13 protein-coding genes are annotated in these 15851 nt (G+C 72.3%); 2 read left to right on the forward strand and 11 right to left on the reverse strand.

Annotation, left to right across the window (positions count from 1 at the left end; translation table 11 throughout):
• Positions 1-13 precede the first annotated feature (13 nt).
• Positions 14-760, forward strand: a complete 747-nt coding sequence (locus ACJ5H2_RS16530; protein ID WP_408896521.1) for a helix-turn-helix transcriptional regulator — start codon at positions 14-16, stop codon at positions 758-760.
• Between the two features lie 65 nt (positions 761-825).
• Complete coding sequence (locus ACJ5H2_RS16535; RefSeq protein ID WP_408896522.1) at positions 826-1239, forward strand: VOC family protein; 414 nt, start codon at positions 826-828, stop codon at positions 1237-1239.
• A gap of 74 nt (positions 1240-1313) precedes the next feature.
• Here the strand turns inward: ACJ5H2_RS16535 and ACJ5H2_RS16540 are convergent, their stop codons facing one another.
• The 11 genes from ACJ5H2_RS16540 to ACJ5H2_RS16590 all read right to left on the reverse strand — a co-directional run bounded on the left by ACJ5H2_RS16540 (position 1314) and on the right by ACJ5H2_RS16590 (position 15688).
• The gene (locus tag ACJ5H2_RS16540) at positions 1314-2420 is read right to left on the reverse strand and encodes a ring-opening amidohydrolase (protein WP_408896523.1); all 1107 of its coding nucleotides are present in this window, start codon (positions 2418-2420) and stop codon (positions 1314-1316) included.
• Between the two features lie 34 nt (positions 2421-2454).
• Positions 2455-3390, reverse strand: a complete 936-nt coding sequence (locus ACJ5H2_RS16545) for a carbamate kinase (RefSeq protein WP_408896524.1) — start codon at positions 3388-3390, stop codon at positions 2455-2457.
• A 91-nt stretch (positions 3391-3481) separates the two neighbouring features.
• Positions 3482-4222 (reverse strand): SDR family oxidoreductase, encoded by a 741-nt coding sequence (locus tag ACJ5H2_RS16550; protein WP_408896525.1) that lies wholly within the window; start codon positions 4220-4222, stop codon positions 3482-3484.
• A 16-nt stretch (positions 4223-4238) separates the two neighbouring features.
• A complete protein-coding gene (locus tag ACJ5H2_RS16555; RefSeq protein WP_408896526.1) occupies positions 4239-6242 on the reverse strand; it encodes a hydantoinase B/oxoprolinase family protein in 2004 nt (667 codons plus the stop codon).
• Between the two features lies 1 nt (position 6243).
• Positions 6244-8331 carry a hydantoinase/oxoprolinase family protein gene (locus tag ACJ5H2_RS16560; protein WP_408896528.1) on the reverse strand — a complete coding sequence of 696 codons (2088 nt, stop codon included), beginning with the start codon at positions 8329-8331 and terminating at the stop codon, positions 6244-6246.
• A gap of 219 nt (positions 8332-8550) precedes the next feature.
• The gene (locus ACJ5H2_RS16565; protein WP_408896530.1) at positions 8551-9936 is read right to left on the reverse strand and encodes an amidase; all 1386 of its coding nucleotides are present in this window, start codon (positions 9934-9936) and stop codon (positions 8551-8553) included.
• Complete coding sequence (locus tag ACJ5H2_RS16570) at positions 9933-10559, reverse strand: SRPBCC family protein (RefSeq protein ID WP_408896531.1); 627 nt, start codon at positions 10557-10559, stop codon at positions 9933-9935. Before ACJ5H2_RS16570 ends, ACJ5H2_RS16565 begins: the two co-directional genes overlap by 4 nt.
• Positions 10556-12961 (reverse strand): aerobic carbon-monoxide dehydrogenase large subunit, encoded by a 2406-nt coding sequence (cutA, locus tag ACJ5H2_RS16575; protein ID WP_408896532.1) that lies wholly within the window; start codon positions 12959-12961, stop codon positions 10556-10558. Before cutA ends, ACJ5H2_RS16570 begins: the two co-directional genes overlap by 4 nt.
• The gene (locus ACJ5H2_RS16580; protein ID WP_408896533.1) at positions 12958-13455 is read right to left on the reverse strand and encodes a (2Fe-2S)-binding protein; all 498 of its coding nucleotides are present in this window, start codon (positions 13453-13455) and stop codon (positions 12958-12960) included. Before ACJ5H2_RS16580 ends, cutA begins: the two co-directional genes overlap by 4 nt.
• On the reverse strand, positions 13452-14327 hold the full coding sequence (locus tag ACJ5H2_RS16585) for an FAD binding domain-containing protein (protein ID WP_408896534.1): 876 nt from the start codon (positions 14325-14327) through the stop codon (positions 13452-13454). Before ACJ5H2_RS16585 ends, ACJ5H2_RS16580 begins: the two co-directional genes overlap by 4 nt.
• Complete coding sequence (locus ACJ5H2_RS16590) at positions 14324-15688, reverse strand: uracil-xanthine permease family protein (protein WP_408896535.1); 1365 nt, start codon at positions 15686-15688, stop codon at positions 14324-14326. Before ACJ5H2_RS16590 ends, ACJ5H2_RS16585 begins: the two co-directional genes overlap by 4 nt.
• Positions 15689-15851: the final 163 nt, after the last annotated feature.

The following is a 15851-nucleotide window of genomic DNA, read 5'->3' on the forward strand; positions in this document are numbered from 1 at the left end:
CTAGCCTGCGGACATGAACCGCACCGACCGGCTCTATGCGCTCGTCGAGGAGCTGCGCGCCGCCGGCCCGCGCGGCCGGACCGCGGCCCAGCTCGCCGCGCGCTTCGAGGTCAGCGTGCGCACGATCGAGCGCGACCTGAGCGCGATCGGACAGGCCGGCGTGCCGCTCGCGACGCGACAGGGCCGCACCGGCGGCTACAGCCTCGACCCGTCGATGACGCTGCCCCCGCTCAACTTCACCCCCCGCGAGGCGACGGCGGTCGCGGTGGCGCTGAGCAGCAGCAACCACGTCCTGTTCGCGCGGGATGCCCGGTCGGCGCTGCAGAAGATCGTCGCGGCCATGCCCGCCCCCGCGCTCACGGAGGCCCGGGCCGCGGCCGCCAAGGTGCGGCTCGTCGTACCCGTCGGCGCGACACCGGACGCCGACGTGGCCGAGACGATCTGGCGCGCGGTGCGCGAGGGGCACGTGCTGCGGATCGGGTACGTCGACGTGGACCGCGTCGAGTCGGAGCGCGAGATCGAGCCACAGCACGTCGTGATGGGCCCGCGCGGGTCGTATCTCACCGCGTGGTGCCGGCTGCGCGAGGACGACCGGGTCTTCCGGATGGACCGGATCACCCGTGCCGAGCGCACGCCCGCCCTCCCCCGCGGCCCGCGCCGGCCGATCGAGCCCGAGGTCCCCGGCCGGCAGATCGCCCGACCGGAGGCCGCGCTGCGTGCCGAGGACGTTCGCGCGAGGGCCGCGCAAACACCGACATAGGGCTGTCGCGAAGCGCTGCGAGCGTGGTCCTCGTACGCACCCGACACCTTCCAGGAGGAAGCACCATGACCACCACCCCGGCCACCCCGGCCACCCCGCCCGCCCCCGGCACCGTCGCCTGGTTCGAGATCGCGACCGACGACCCGAGTGCCGCCGAGAGGTTCTACGGCGGCCTGTTCGACTGGACGTTCGCCACCGACGAGGCCTCCGAGGCCGGCGGCCTCGACTACCGCCTCGTCACCGCGGCGGGCGCCGGCGCGCCCTCGGGCGGCATCTTCGGCACGGGCGGGCAGATGCCCGGTCACGCCGTGTTCTCGATCCTGGTGGCCGACGTCGCCGCCACCTGCGCGGCGGCCGAGCAGCTCGGCGGCACGGTGGTGAGCCAGCACCTCGAGGTCGGCCCGGGCGTGCCGACGTTCGCCTACCTGGAGGACCCGGCCGGCAACCGGTTCAGCGTCTTCGCGCCGCCCGCCGCCTGATCGGGCCCCGACGCGACGGATCCCCGCCCTCGCCGGTGGGCGGGGACGGGGATCCGGGCGGTCGAGCGAGGCGGTCAGCCCAGGTCGACGATGGCGGCCACCGGGCCGCCGCCCTCGGGGCCCTGGTGGGCGGCGGAGACCGACACGAAGACGGCGGGGTCGCCGGTCACCGCGGCGGTGACGCCGCCGACGCAGGACTTGATCTGGCGGTGCCAGTGCACGTCGGAGTCGTCGAGCATGGCGTTGCGGCGGCCGCGGACCTCACCGTTCTGCGACGCCTCGCACTTGAGGAAGACGTTGACCAGCCGGCCCTTCAGGTCGGAGTGGTGCGGGCGCTCGGGGAGGTCGAGGCCGGCGTCCTTGATGGCGTTCCAGATGCCGTCCTGGTCGAGGGCGTCGTTCATCACCGAGTGGCCGATCCGGTAGCGACCGCCCACGCCCTTCGCGTTGCCGACCACGACGATCTGCGCCTGGTCGAGCTCCACGCCCGAGGAGCAGGAGGCGACCGAGGAGTACAGGTCGCGGTTCTTCATCACGTCCGCGTCGGTCGGCATCTCGATCTCGCCGAGGGCCACCGCGATGCCGAGCCCGGTCACGCCGTTCGACAGGTCCATCGACTCGTGGGTGTGCTCGGTCCAGACCTGCTTGCCGCGGCTGTGCGCGTCGCGGATCGTGTGGATCGTCAGCAGCGGGGTCTTGGTCTGCACGTAGTGGACGTCGGCCGGGTCGGTGATGCCGGCGCGCTCCATGGCGACCTTCACGCCCGCCGCGACCTTCTCGATCATCGCGACGTACCCGATCTCCTCGGGCAGGATCGGCTCGCTCATCGCGAAGCCGACGGTCAGGCGCTGCTCCTCGCGGCTCGGGTCGTCCTCGGGTACGTCGACGGTCGCGAAGATCGTCGCGTGGGGGCTGATCACGCCGTCGGTGCCGCCCGACCACACGATCGGGACCTGCTTGACCTGGTCGGCCGGGGCGCCCTTGTCGACGAGGACCTCGCGGAAGGCACGGTCGGCGATGATCCGGGTGTAGTCGTTCACCCCGCCGTTGCCCTCCGTCTTGCCGATGATCGCGATGACGCGGTCGGCCTTGAAGACGCCCTCGTCGATCAGCTTGGCGAGCTCGGACGCGTCGGCGACGGAGTGGATCGGGACCTTGCGGACCTCGATGGCAGAAGGCATGGTCAGCCGTCCTTTCAATGGGATGGGTCGGTGTTCAGTTGGGGGTGACGATCGTTCCCGCGCGGCCGTCGGCGGCCGCGAGGATGCTGCGGAGGTCCGTGATGACGCCGCGACGCCCGGAGGCGGCGACGAAGCGGCAGATCGCGTCGACCTTCGGGCCCATGGACCCGCCGGCGAAGTGCCCCTCGGCGGCGTACCCGCGCATCTGGTCGAGGGTGACCTGGCCGATGTCGGCGGCCTCCGGCGTGCCGAAGCCGAGGACCGCGTGGGCGACGTCGGTGGCGATGACGAGGAGGTCGACCTCGATCGCCTGGGCGAGCAGGGCCGCGCCCAGGTCCTTGTCGATGACCGCCTCGACGCCGGCCAGGGAGCCGTCGGCGCGGCGTACGGTCGGGATGCCGCCGCCGCCGTTGGCGATCACGACGAAGCCCGCCTCGACCAGCGCCACCGCCGCCGCGGCGTCGAGGACCTCCAGCGGCTCGGGCGAGGCGACCATGCGGCGCCAGCCGCGCTCGCCACGGTCCTCCCAGGTCTCGCCGTGCTCGATCATGACCCGCGCCTCGTCGGCGGACAGGTAGCGCCCGACCGGCTTGCTCGGCTTCGCGAACGCCGGGTCGTCGGCGTCGACCCGGGTCCGGGTCACCAGCGCCGCCGTGGGACGCCGCACGCCGCGCGCGGCAAGGGCCCCGTCGAGGGCGTTCATCAGGATGTCGCCGAGGGTGCCCTGGGTCTGCGCCCCGCACCAGTCCAGCGGGACCGGGGGTACGACGGACGCGGCGAGCTCGTTCTTCACGAGCAGGTTCCCCACCTGCGGACCGTTGCCGTGGGTGATGACGACGTCGACGCCGGCGGCGACCAGGTCGGCCACCGCCTCCATCGCCTCGGTCGCGGCCGCGATCTGGTCCTCCGGACGGGCCTTGCCGTCCGGGGACGTCATCGCGTTGCCGCCGAGCGCCAGCAGGATCCTCATGCAGCGAACCTAGTGAGCCGGATCACCGCCGTTCATCGTGAGGAACAGCCAACTCCGCGTCGCAAGCCTGGCAACACCTGCCAGCGCGCGCTCAGCTGCCGAGATCGCGCGCGAGCACCTCGCGCACCGAGGCCGGCGGGCGCCCCAGCAGCGCGCGCAGGGGCACGCCACCCGTCGGGAGGCCGTGGGCGTCGTAGTAGTCGAACATCGCGCGCAGCCACGGGTGCGCCTCCGGCTCCGCCGGGACCCGGCGCGCCGTCAGGCCCACGGCGGCGGCGACGTCCGCGACGCTGACCAGCGCCGGCCCGCCGAGCTCGTAGGTCGCACCGACGTGCTCCTCCCCCCGCAGCGCGACGGCGGTCGCCGCGGCGACGTCGTGGAGGTCGACCATGCCGAACGGGACGTCGACCGCATAGGGCACGGTCAGCTCTCCGGACGTCCTCGCGGCCCGCAGCGCCGGCAGCAGGTTCTGGACGTAGGCGCAGGGCTGCAGGATCGTCCACGCCAGGCCCGAGCGGCGGACGAGGTCCTCGGACGCGGCCTTGCCGAGATGGTGCGGCATCGCGGGCGCATAGGGCGAGGCCACCGAGTGGTAGCCGAGCCGGCCGACGCCGGTCGCCCGGGCCGCGTCGACCACCGCGGCGACGTACGACGGCTCGTCGGGGTGCAGGTTGGGCGCGATGACGTGGACGGCGTCGGCCCCCGCCAGCGCGGCCGGCAGGTCGTCGAACGCGGCCCGGCCCAGGGGGCGCGTCGCCGCGCCCGCCTGGGCCAGGGCCGCGCCGACGGCGCGACCGGTCTTGCCGGATCCCCCGAGGATCGCGACCTTCATCGGCGCTCCCCGGGTCCTAGAGCAGGTCCACCGCGGCCGCGGCCGCGCCGCCGGCCAGGACGCCGTAGCCCGGGCCGCGGTCGAAGAAGGCGTCGTCCTCGGCCGGCGCCGGGCGGGAGGCCCGCTCGGCGGCGGTCGCGTCGGCGTCGTACGCGAGGCTGTCGTCCTCGAGCGAGCCGGTCAGGACCACGCCGTAGTCGGCCAGCGCGGCCTCCGGCGAGACCTTGCGCCACACGACGTCGCGCACGACCAGCTCCGGGTCGCGGTCGAGCGGGTTGCCCCAGCCGCCGCCGCCCGTGGTGCGGATCCGGATGGTCTCGCCCGCCACGACCGGCTCGGCGTCGGCGAGGGCGTCGACCTCGCGCTCGTTCGGGCCGCCCGGGTCGATGGTGACCTCGAACGGCTTGCCGGCCTTGCCGCCCTTCACGCCCCAGCACGCCAGGATCGAGCGGTCGGCGATGGACATGAAGTGGGCGTCCTTGAGCATCCGGATGTGCTTCTCGTAGCCGAGGCCGCCGCGGAACTGGCCGGCTCCGCCGGAGTCCATGGCGAGGCTGAGGGACTCCACGACGAACGGGAAGCGCGACTCGGTGAACTCGCTGGGCAGGTTGCGCGAGTCCGGGACGACGTGGATGGTGTCCTCGCCGTCGGCGTAGTAGCGACCGCCGGATCCGCCGCCGAGCACCTCGCGCATGAGGTACGAGCGACCCTCGAGGTCCTCGCCGTAGACCCCGGTGTAGCGGATGGTCTCCTGGTCGGCTGGCATCCGGCCGTCGACCGCCTTCGCGATCACGCCGGCCAGGACGCCGAGCAGGCGCAGGATCACGAAGGTGCGGGCGTTCGTCGGTGCCGGGAAGACCGGGGTCAGCAGCGTTCCCGGCGGCGGGAAGCGCATCTCGATGAGCGGCACCACGCCCTCGTTGACGTCGAGCTCGGCCATCCGCTCCGGGGTGTCGGCCAGGTTGCGGAGGATGGGAGCCAGCCACTTCTTGAGGAAGACGCCGTCGGAGTAGTCCCCGCAGTGGTTGATCGGCCCCTTCGCCTGGGGGCTGGTGCCGGCGAAGTCCAGGATGAGGCGCTCGCCCTCGGGGTCGTCGGCAGCGGTCCGGGTCAGGGTGATCCGCTGCGTGTGCAGCTGCGGCTCGTCGACGCCGTCGTGCTCGGCGTAGTCCTCCCACGTCCAGGTGCCGACGGGGATCTTCGACAGGATCTCCCGCCGGTAGGTCTCCGTCGAGCGGTCGATGATGGCGTCGAAGCAGGCCTCGACGGTCTCGATGCCGTAGCGGTCGAACAGCTCCCCGAGGCGGCGGGCGCCCATCAGGCAGGCCGAGCACTCGGCGTCGAGGTCGGCGGCGAGGGACTCGGGCATCCGCGAGTTGCGCGTCATGATCCGCAGCGCGGCCCGGTTGGGCACGCCCGCGTCCCAGAGCTTGATCGGGGGTACGGCGAGACCCTCCTCGAACACGCTCGTGGCGTGCGAGGGCATCGACCCGGGGACGGCTCCGCCGATGTCGTCGTGGTGGCCGAAGGCCTGGATGAAGCCGACGACGCGGCGCTCACCCTCCGGGCCGGCGAAGACCGGCACGGTGACGCACAGGTCGGGGAGATGGCCGATCCCGCCCTCGGAGAGGTAGACGTCGTTGTGGAAGAAGACGTCGCCCTCCCGCATCTCCTCGATCGGGAAGTCGCGGGCGACCGGGTGCACGAGCGCGGAGTACGAGCGCCCGGTCAGCTTGCGCAGCAGCCGGTCGTGGATGCCGGCCCGGAAGTCGTGGGCGTCGCGGATCATCGGGCTGCGCGAGGTGCGCGCGATGGCCGTCTCGACCTCGTGCTCGACGGCGGCCAGCGAGCCCTGGACGATCTCGACCAGGACGGGGTCGGCGCTGCGGCCGGCGTCCTCGGTGAGGGTCCCGAAGGGGAACTGCGTGGGCGCGCGACGCGACGTGATGTCACCGTCGTGGGTGAACGTGCGGGGCGCGGTGGGGTTCTGGACCGAGGCGGTCTGGCAGCTCAGGCACATGTCAGCTCTCCTCCGACTGCTGGGTGCGCGTCACGATGATGTTGGCGTAGTCGTCGACCCGGGCCGTGAAGCCGGGGTGGATGGGCACGGTGGAGCCGAACTCCTCGATGATCACCGGGCCGGCGAGCACCTGGCCGGCCGGCAGGTCGGGGCGCCAGAAGACCGGCGTCTCGACGTACCCGGCGTCGGCGTCGAAGCAGACCGAGCGCGTGCCGGTGGGCCGCGGCTCGGGGCGGGCGTCGTCGACGCGCAGGATCTCCGGCCGCTTGATCGGGCCGACGCCGGAGACGCGCAGGTTGACGACCTCGACCTGCTGCGTCGGGTCGCCGGAGAAGTCGTAGCCGTAGAGCACGCGGTGCTCGGCGTGGAAGCGCTCGGCGACCGTGGCGAGCGTCTCGGCCGTGATCGGGCCGTCCGGTACGCCGACGCGCACCTCGAAGGCCTGGCCGAAGTAGCGCACGTCGGCGGTCCGCACGAAGACATGGTCGGCCGGCGCGAAGCCCTCCTTGGTGAGCGCGGCGGCGGCCCGCTCCGTGAGCACGTCGTACTCGCTCTGGAGGTCGGCCGGGTCGAGGTTCTCCTGGAGCGCGACGTGGGTCTGCACGTAGTCGTTCTTCACGTCGACCGTGAGCAGGCCGAAGGCGGAGACGTTGCCCGGGTTCGGCGGGACCAGCACGGTCGGGACGTTGAGGATGTCCATCAGCCGGCACAGCAGCAGCGACCCGGAGCCACCGAAGGTGGTGAGCGTGAAGTCGCGGACGTCGAGCCCGCGCTTGACGGTCACCTGGCGCAGCGCGTTGGCCTGGTTCCACGCGGAGATCTCGAGGATCCCCGTCGCGCAGGCCTCCGCGGAGATCCCGAGCTTGCCGGCGAGCTGCTGGATCGCGGCGCTCGCGGCGTCGACGTCGAGCGGGATCTCGCCGCCGAGCAGGTGGGGAGGGATCCGCCCGAGGAAGACGTGGGCGTCGGTGATCGTGACGTCGGTGCCACCCTTGCGGTAGCAGATCGGGCCCGGGTCGGCGCCGGCCGAGTGGGGGCCGACCTTGAGGGTGCCCTCGGGCGAGAGCCACGCGATCGAGCCGCCGCCCGCGCCGACGGTGACGACGTCGATCATCGGGATCTTGGAGGGGTAGACGCCGACGCTGCCCTCGGTGGTCAGCGTGGGGTCGCCGTCGATGACGACCGAGACGTCGGTCGACGTGCCGCCGCCGTCGGAGGTCAGGACCCGGTCGAAGCCGGCGACCTTCGCGATGAGCGCGGCGCCGAGGGCGCCCGCGGCGGGTCCGGAGAGGACGGTGGTGATCGGCTGGTGCACGACCTCGTCGGCCGACAGCACGCCGCCGTTGGACTTCATGACGTAGAACGGGATGGTGCGTCCGCTCTGGGTCGCGAGCCGCTCCTTGATGTTGTTGACGTAGCGGCTGAGCTTCGGCTTGACGGCGGCGTCGACGAGCGTGGTCATCGAGCGCTCGTACTCGCGGTACTCGCGCAGCACCTCGCTGGAGATCGAGACGACGGCGTCGGGGTGCTCCTCGGCGATGATCTCGCGCATCCGCTCCTCGTGCGCCGGGTTGGCGTACGCGTGCAGGAAGCAGACACCCAGCGTGTCGATGCCCTTGTCCTTGAACCAGCGGGCCGTACGACGCGCGCCGTCCTCGTCGAAGGGCCGGATCTCCGCGCCGGTGAAGTCGAGGCGCCCGCCGACGCCCCTCACCAGGTCGCGCGGCACGATCCGGTCCGGCTTCACCCAGAAGTACGAGTTGCCGTAGCCGTCGGGGACCGACTGGCGGGCGATCTCGAGCATCGCCTCGTAGCCCGCGGTGGTGATGAACCCGAGCGCGTCCACCTTGCCCTCGAGGAGCTGGTTGGTCGCGACCGTCGTCCCGTGGCTGACGGCGACCACGTCGGCGAACTCCGCCCCCGCGATCCCGAGCACCTTGTCGATGCCCGCCAGGAACCCGTCGGCCGGGTTCCCCGGCGTACTGGGGGTCTTGGTCGTGACGACCTCGCCGCTGTCCTCGTCGAAGGCGACGACGTCGGTGAACGTGCCGCCGGTGTCGATGCCGATCCTGATCCGCCTCGCTGTCATGACTGACATTCAAGTCAGCCGCGCGGCGGTGCACGACGGCGACATCTGCCGAGGGAGGGGGCAGTTGTGGGCAGATGTTGCTGGGGCGGAGCTGGGCGAGGGAGGCGGATTCACCACGGGATGTAGGCCGGTCCGCGCTTCTGTAGCGGAACTCCACCGGGGATGCTCGGCTTCGCCTACATCCCGTGGTGAATCCGCAGCGCCAGCACCCCGCAGCCCTCAGCGACCGGCGAGCCCCTCGACGGCGAGCGCCACCTCGAGCAGCTGCCGGTCGGCGCCGTGCCGTGCGACGAGCTGCACGCCCACGGGGAGGCCGGCGGAGGTGGTGCCGAAGGGCACCGAGATGGCGGGGCATCCCGTGACGGTGATGAAGTACGCCGAGCGCATCCAGTCGAGATAGGTCGCCATCGGCTTGCCGTTGATCTCGGTGGGGAACTCCTGGGACGCCGGGAACGGCGGGACCTGGGAGACCGGCAGCACCAGCACGTCGTAGGAGCCGAAGAACGACCGCATCGTCTCGGACAGCGCGGTGCGCTGCGTGTAGGCGCGGGCGACGTCGGCGCCGGTGAGGGACTCCCCGGCACGGATGTTGTCGGCGAGCGAGGCCTTGAAGGCGTCCGGATGCTCCGCGAGCAGCGCTCCCAGCTTGGCCTGGAAGTGCCAGGCCCGCAGGGTGCGGAAGGTGTCCTCGGCCAGCGACAGGTCCGGGTGCGCCGACGCGACCGACGCCCCGGCCGCACCGAGCGCGCGGCCCGCGGACTCGACGACGGCCGCCACCTCGTGGTCGACCTCGAGGGCACCGCCGAGGTCGACGGTCAGGGCGACCCTCAGCCCGGCCAGGGACGCCGGCGACGGCGACGCGAAGGACGCGCCCGGGTCGCCCAGGGCCTGCGGGGCGCGTGGGTCGGGACCGGCCATGACGGCCAGCAAGAGGGCGAGGTCGCCGACGTTGCGGGCCATCGGGCCGCCGACCGAGGTCGTCTCCCACTGGTTGTAGAGCGGCCACTCGGGCACTCTGCCCAGGCTCGGCCGCATCCCGACGACACCGCAGAAGGAGGCCGGGTTGCGCAGCGAGCCGCCCATGTCGGACCCGTCGGCCAGGGGGACCATGCCCGCCGCCAGAGCGCACGCCGCTCCCCCGCTCGAGCCACCCGCGGACCGCGTCGGGTCGACCGGGTTCAGGGTCGTGCCGAAGACCTTGTTGAAGGTGTGCGATCCCGCCGCGAACTCCGGGACGTTGGTCTTGCCGATCGTCACCGCGCCGGCCGCGCGCACCCGCTCGACGATCAGCTCGTCGCGCTCGGGCACGTGGTCGGCGTAGATCGTCGAGCCCCAGGTGGTCCGCCAGCCGCCGACCTGGTGGGTGTCCTTGAAGGCGAAGGGCAGACCGTGCAGCGGCCCGACCTCGGCGCCCGACGCGAGCAGCTCGTCCGCGGCGGCAGCGCCCGCCCGGGCGCGGGACTCGTCGAGCGAGACGATCGCGTTGAGCTCGGGGTTGCGCTCGGCGATCCGGTCGAGGTGGAGGTCGAGCAGCTCGCGCGCCGAGATCTCGCGGCGTCGTACGGCGGCCCCCTGGTCGCGCGCGGTGGAGTCGACCGAGATCATCGCCGACGGCCCAGCAGCCCGCCCACGATCACGCCGGCGAGGACCAGCCCGCCACCGACGGCGACGCCGAGGAGGAAGGACTCGCCCCCGACCGCAGGGGCGGAGCCCGCCTTGGGAGCGGCCGCGTAGACCGGCGCCTCGCCGGGCGCCGAGGGCTCCACTGCGGTGACCGCCTCGGCCGGCAGGCCGTTGGCGATGACCTTCTCGACGTTGCCGAAGAACTCCGCGGCCATCCGCCGGGAGACGCTGGTGAGCATGCGCTGGCCGACCCCGCCGATCATGCCGCCGACGACCGCGTCGGCGTCGTACGACAGGAGCGTCTGGCCGTCCTGCTCGGCGAAGGTGACGAGCACGGTCGCGTCGATCGTGCCCGGGGCGCCGGCACCCTTCAGCTTCATCGTCAGCCCCTCGCCGGGGCGCAGGTCCTCCAGTACGCACGAGCCCGAGTAGGTGCCCTTGATGGCGGCGACACCCGCGCTGACCGTCATCGCGTAGGCGTTCTCGCCGGTCGCCTCGAGCTGCTCGCAGCCCGGGATGGTCGCCACCAGCACCCGCGGGTCGAGGATGGCCTCCCAGACCTTCGCGACGGGCGCGCCGATGGTGTTCTGGCCGCTGATCTTCACTTCGACTCCTGAGCGTGGGGGGCGTGGGCCGCGCGGAGCGCGAACAGCTCCGAGGGCGAGATGGGCATGGCGGTGATGCCGAACGACGGGAGCACGGCCCGCTCGGCGTCCTCGATGGCGGCGGCGAAGGCGGCGGACCCGGGGATCACCCCGGCCTCGCCCGCGCCCTTGATGCCGAGGGGGTTGAGCGGAGACGGCGTCTCCAGGTGGTCGATCTCGATGCTCGCCGGCACCTCGGTGACGTAGGGCATGAGGAAGTCCATGAACGAGGCGTTGAGCAGCTGGCCGGACTCGTCGTACGCCATCCGCTCGTAGAGGGCGCCGCCGACGCCCTGCGCTACGCCGCCGTGGATCTGGCCCTCGACGATCATCGGGTTGATGAGATGGCCGCAGTCGTGGACCACGGCGTACTTGAGGATCCGGATCTCGGCGGTCTCGACGTCGGTCTCCACGACGACGGCGTGCATGCCGGAGGCGAAGGTCGAGCGCGGCGGCGAGTAGAAGTCCTTGCCCTCGAGGCCGGGCTCGTCGTCCTCGGCCACCGGCGGCTTGCCCGGGTCGCCGACGCTGAACTGGGTGGCCGCCTTGGACGCCTCGTCGAAGGCGTAGCGCAGCGGGTTGGACAGGACCGCCACGGTGCCGAGCGGGATGGCGCTGTCGGTGCCGCGCACGCTGATCACGCCGTCGACGATCTCGAGGTCGTCGACGTCCGCCTCGAGCGCGTCCGCGGCGATCCGGAGCGCCTTCTCCTTCGCGCGCTTGGCGGCGAGGTGGATCGCGGACCCGCTCATCACCGCCGCGCGCGAGGCGAAGGTGCCGACGGCGTACGGCATCCGGCGGGTGTCGCCGGTGGTGATCTCGACGTCCTCGAAGCGGACGCCGAGCTCGTCCGCGACGATCTGGGCGAAGGCCGTCTGGTGGCCCTGGCCCTGCGAGGTCAGGCCGGTCGCGACCTTCACCTTGCCGGAGGTCTCGATGTGGACGTGCGCGCCCTCGTACGGGCCGACGCCGGTGCCCTCGACGTAGCACGCGAGGCCGATGCCGACCCGCTTGCCCTCGGCCGCCTTCTCGGCGCGGAAGGACTCGAAGTCGTCCCAGCCGACGAGCTCCTTCATCTTCTCCAGCATCGCCGGGTAGTCGCCGGAGTCGTAGGTGAGGTCCCGGCCGTCCTGGAAGGTCAGGCCGTGCTCGTAGGGGAACTCGTCGGGCTGGATGAAGTTCACCGCCCGCACCTCGGCCCGGTCCTTGCCGAGCTCCGCGGCGATGGCGTCCATGGTCCGCTCCATCACGAAGCAGCCCTGGGGGCGACCGGCGCCGCGGTAGGGCGTCACGATGACGGTGTTCGTGTAGAGCGAGTCGAACTGCACGTGGTAGGCACCCGGCTTGTAGGGGCCCAGCAGCTGGGTCGAGGTGATGATCGGGACGATCAGGCCGTACGGCGTGTACGCGCCGTGGTCGTGCCAGAACCGCACGTCGAGGCCGAGCACCCGGCCCTCGTCGTCGAACCCGACCTCGACGTGGTGCACCTGCGCGCGCTCGTGCGCCGAGGAGATGAAGTGCTCGCGGCGGTCCTCGGTGAACTTGACCGCACGTCCCAGCCGCTGGGCGGCGAGCGGCACCAGCAGCTCCTCGGGCCACGGGTGCACGATCTTGACGCCGAACCCGCCGCCGACGTCGGGGGTGATCACGTCGACCTGCCCGAGGTCGAGGCCGAGCTTGGCGGCGATCGCGGCGCGTACCCCGGTGGAGGTCTGGGTCGAGGTCCACACCTGCAGCCGGCCCTGGTCGGGGTCCCAGCGCGCGACGGTGCCGCGCCCCTCCATCGGCATGCAGGCACTGCGCTCGATGTGGAGGTCGAGGGAGAGCCGACGGGGTGCGCCCGCGATCGCGGCCGCGGCGTCGCCGTTGGACTGCTCCATGCGGGCGGCCACGTTGCCGGGGACGTCGTCGTGCACCAGGTGGGCGCCGTCGCGGGCGGCCTCGATGCCGACGACGGCCGGCAGCGGCTCGTACTCGACGACGATGCGGGCGAGCGCGTCCTCGGCGACGTACCGGTCCTCGGCCACGACGAAGGCGATCGCCTCGCCGACGTAGTTGACCTCGTCCTTGGCCAGCGCGTACTGGGTGCGGCCGTGGGTCAGCGTGGGGTGCGGGATGAGGAGCGGCAGCGGGTCGGCCATGGCGCCCTCGAGGTCCTCGTAGGTCCACACCGCGTGGACGCCCTCGAGGTCGAGGACCGCGTCGACGTCGATCGACAGGATCCGCGCGTGGGCGTGCGGGCTGCGCAGGACCGCCGCGTGGGCGGCGTCGAGGGCGACGTCGTCGACATAGCGGCCGGTGCCGCGCACCAGCCGGTCGTCCTCGACGCGCTGGACCTTCTGGCCCATCATCTTCGTCGTCACTGCGCGACCTCGCTCCCCCGCGCGAGCTCCGCGGCGCGGCACACGGCCTTGACGATGTTCTGGTAGCCCGTGCAGCGGCACAGGTTGCCGGCGACCATGTCGCGCGCCTCGTCCTCGGTCGGGTCCGGGTTCTCGGCGATGCCGGCGGTGATGGTCGTCAGGAAGCCGGGGGTGCAGAAGCCGCACTGGAGGCCGTGGCACTCGCGGAACGCCTGCTGCACGGGGCCGAGCTCGCCGTCGGGGCGGGCGAGGCCCTCGACGGTGGTGATGTCGTGGCCGGCCGCGGACACCGCGAACATCAGGCAGCTGCGCATCGGCTGGCCGTCGACCAGGACGGTGCAGGCACCGCACACGCCGTGCTCGCAGCCGACGTGGGTGCCGGTGAGGCCGAGGTCGTGGCGCAGCGCGTCGGACAGCAGGCGGCGCGCGGGCACCGCCACGTCGTGCTCGGTGCCGTTGACCCTCAGCCGGATCTCATGCTGGTTCTCGGTCACGATCGTCCCTCCGCCCGGGCACGGGCGTCGTCGTAGGCCGCGGCGAGGACCCGCGCGGTCAGCACCCTGGCGAGGTGCGCGCGGTAGTCCGCCGTGGCGTGGATGTCGGTCTCCGGGTCGAGCTGCTCGAGCGCGGCCGCGGCGGCCGAGGCCAGGGCACGCTCGTCGATCGCTCCTCCGAGGGCGTCGGTGAGGTCCACCACGACCGGGATGTCGGACACCGAGAGGTAGCCGGCCCTGGCCGACACGACCCGATCGCCCTCGACGGCCACGACGGCGGCGACCCCGCACATGGCGTAGTCGCCGTGCCGGCGGGCGATCTCCTCGAAGGCCACTCCGCTGCCGGCGGGCAGTGCCGGGAAGAACGCCTCCACGGCGATCTCGTCGTGCTGGAGGCTGGACTCGAGCGGGCCGACGTACAGCTCCGCGGCGGGGACCGTACGGCGACCGCCGGGTCCGGCGGCGTCGAGCGAGCCCTCGAGCAGGCGCAGGACCATCGGCATCTCGGCGGCCGCGTCCGCGTGGACCAGGGAGCCCACGGTGGTGCCGCGGTTGCGGATGGTGGCGTGCGCGACGTTCGCGAGCGCCAGCGGCACGAGCGGCTGGACCCGCGCGACGCCGGGGTCTCGGAGGACCTCCGCGTGACGGGCCAGGGCGCCGATCCGGACCCCGTCCGCGTCGACGCGGACGTGGTCCAGGTCGGGCAGGTCGTTGATGTCGACGAGCAGAGCGGGCGCGGCCAGGCGCATCGACAGCAGCGGGACCAGGCTCTGGCCGCCCGCCAGGACCTTGGCCTCCGGGTGCCCGGCCAGGGCCTGGAGGGCAGCCTCCAGGGTCCCCGGCCGGACGTAGTCGAACGGTGCGGGCTTCACAGCCTCTTCGTCACCTCTCCCGATGTCGCCTCGGCGCTGCGTCCCTTCACGAGGTGGAAGAAGACGATGACCATGATGGTGCCGAGGGCGATGCCGCCGAGCTCGAAGTCGTCGGTGACCTTGAGGGTGACCCCGCCGATGCCGGCGATCAGGCCGCCGGCGAGGCCGACCATGTTGACCGGGTTGCCGAAGTCGACGTTGTTCTCGACCCAGATCTTCGCGCCGACCAGTCCGATCATCCCGTAGAGGACGACGGTGATGCCGCCCAGGACGCCGCCCGGGGTGGCGTTCACGATGGCGCCGAACTTCGGGCACAGGCCGAGCAGGACCGCCACGATGCCGGCGACGTAGTACGCCGCCGTCGAGTACACCCGGGTGGCGCCCATGACGCCGATGTTCTCCGCGTAGGTGGTGGTGGGCGAGCCGCCGAAGAGGCTGGCGAACGCGGTGGCGGCGCCGTCGGCACCGATGGCGCGTCCCATGTAGGGGTCGAGGTTCTCGCCGGTCATCTCGGCGACCGCCTTGACGTGACCGGTGTTCTCGGCGATGAGGGCGATGACGCCCGGCAGCACCAGCAGGATGAAGGTCATCGAGAAGCTGGGGCCGTGGACGACCGAGACGCCGTCGGCGAGGTCGCCGCTGGGGAAGCCGATCCAGTCGGCGGCCTTGACGCCGGCCCACGAGACGCGGTCGTGCTCGACCGCCTCGCCACCGGACACGGGCGTCACCGAGGTGATCGCACCGAACATCTTGTCCGCGAGGAACGAGACGAGGTAGCCGAAGATCAGGGCGAGGAAGACGGCGATGCGCGACCAGAAGCCCGGCAGCAGCACGGCGGCACAGACCATGAAGGCGGCCGTGGCCAGGGCGATCCACTGGTCCTGGGGCCAGTACACGCCGGCGACGACCGGCGCGAGGTTGAAGCCGATCAGCATCACGACCGCGCCGGTGACGGCGGGCGGCAGGATCTTGTGGATCAGGCCGGCGCCGGCGAAGTGGACCGCCACGCCGACGGCGGCGAGCACGAGGCCGGCGACGAGGATGGCGCCCGTGACGTCCGCGGAGTCACCGCCCTGGGCGCGGATCGCGGCCACGCCCGCGACGAACGACGCGCTGGTGCCGAGATAGCTCGGCACCTTGTTGTTGCAGATCAGCAGGAAGCCGATCGTGCAGATGCCCGAGAACATGATGGCGAGGTTGGGGTCGAGACCCATCACGATCGGGAACACGAAGGTCGCGCCGAACATGGCGACGACGTGCTGTGCTCCGAGACCGACGGTCCGCCCCCACGGAAGGCGTTGGTGGGGCGCGACCGGCTCGCCGGGCGCCGGGTTCACTACCTCCCACTTGAACATCGACATGCTGAGTCCTCCTGATCTGGGGCTGCTCGTTGCTCCCGGTTTGGGGGCCGCCGAGACTCCCCAACCTATTGAGGGCGAGATCACACCTCACTGGCCACTATCGCCAAAGGATCCCGGGAATCTGCTGTCGGAAGTTGCCCGCGATTCCGGCCGCGTTCATCGG

The organism is Nocardioides pymetrozini, assembly GCF_046058985.1.
Taxonomy (GTDB): domain Bacteria; phylum Actinomycetota; class Actinomycetes; order Propionibacteriales; family Nocardioidaceae; genus Nocardioides.

Coding starts and splice junctions, on each gene's coding strand:
- ACJ5H2_RS16530 (WP_408896521.1), top strand. CDS start 14: ATGAACCGCACCGACCGGCTCTATGCGCTCGTCGAGGAGCTGCGCGCC.
- ACJ5H2_RS16535 (WP_408896522.1), top strand. CDS start 826: ATGACCACCACCCCGGCCACCCCGGCCACCCCGCCCGCCCCCGGCACC.
- ACJ5H2_RS16540 (WP_408896523.1), bottom strand. CDS start 2,420: ATGCCTTCTGCCATCGAGGTCCGCAAGGTCCCGATCCACTCCGTCGCC.
- ACJ5H2_RS16545 (WP_408896524.1), bottom strand. CDS start 3,390: ATGAGGATCCTGCTGGCGCTCGGCGGCAACGCGATGACGTCCCCGGAC.
- ACJ5H2_RS16550 (WP_408896525.1), bottom strand. CDS start 4,222: ATGAAGGTCGCGATCCTCGGGGGATCCGGCAAGACCGGTCGCGCCGTC.
- ACJ5H2_RS16555 (WP_408896526.1), bottom strand. CDS start 6,242: ATGTGCCTGAGCTGCCAGACCGCCTCGGTCCAGAACCCCACCGCGCCC.
- ACJ5H2_RS16560 (WP_408896528.1), bottom strand. CDS start 8,331: ATGACAGCGAGGCGGATCAGGATCGGCATCGACACCGGCGGCACGTTC.
- ACJ5H2_RS16565 (WP_408896530.1), bottom strand. CDS start 9,936: ATGATCTCGGTCGACTCCACCGCGCGCGACCAGGGGGCCGCCGTACGA.
- ACJ5H2_RS16590 (WP_408896535.1), bottom strand. CDS start 15,688: ATGTCGATGTTCAAGTGGGAGGTAGTGAACCCGGCGCCCGGCGAGCCG.